Origin of the sequence: Actinomadura rugatobispora, from assembly GCF_042656285.1 — a bacterium.
GTDB classification, from domain to species: Bacteria; Actinomycetota; Actinomycetes; order Streptosporangiales; family Streptosporangiaceae; genus Spirillospora; species Spirillospora rugatobispora.
On the sequence record NZ_JBHSON010000298.1, the window covers coordinates 1 to 609 of the forward strand.

The 609-nt window shown below is 73.6% G+C and carries 2 protein-coding genes; both read left to right on the forward strand.

The window, feature by feature from the left end; all coding sequences use genetic code 11:
- On the forward strand, positions 1 to 222 hold a 222-nt coding region (locus ACFPZN_RS56480; RefSeq protein ID WP_378293737.1), incomplete at its 5' end, for a hypothetical protein.
- Positions 219 to 609, forward strand: a 391-nt coding sequence (locus ACFPZN_RS56485) for an FAD binding domain-containing protein (protein ID WP_378293739.1), incomplete at its 3' end; no start/stop codon positions are given. The genes ACFPZN_RS56480 and ACFPZN_RS56485, both read left to right, overlap by 4 nt.

Below are 609 nucleotides of genomic sequence, written 5' to 3' on the forward strand. Positions count from 1 at the left end.
CCCGATATCGAGTACGGGCACATCGAGACCGACTCGCCGGGTCCGGGCGGGTACAAGGGCGCGGGTGAGGGCGGTGCGATCGGGGCGCCGCCGGCGGTGATCAACGCGGTCGCCGACGCGCTGGCCCCGTTCGGCGCGGAGATCACCCGGCTGCCGATCACCCCGGAGTCGATCGTGGAGATCGTCCGCCGCGGCACCGGCAGCGGGGCGGAGGCCAAATGAAACCGGCGGCTTTCGAGTACCACGCCCCCGCGAGCGTGCAGGAGGCGGTGGGGTTGCTGGCGGAGCTGGGCGAGGACGCCAAGGCCATCGCCGGCGGCCAGAGCCTGGTCCCCATGCTCGCCCTGCGGCTGGCGGTACTGGATCACCTGGTGGATCTGCGCCGGTTGGAGGAGTTGCGCGGGATCGAGCAACGCGATGGCGGGGTGTGGATCGGCGCGGGCACCACCCAGGCGACGATCCAGCGGTCGGCCGAAGTGGGCCGCGGGGTGCCGTTGCTGGCGCGGGCCACGCCGCTGATCGGGCATTTCCAGATCCGCAACCGCGGCACCCTGGGCGGCTCGATCGCGCACGCCGACGCCGCCGCCGAGTACCCCGCCGTCGCGCTGG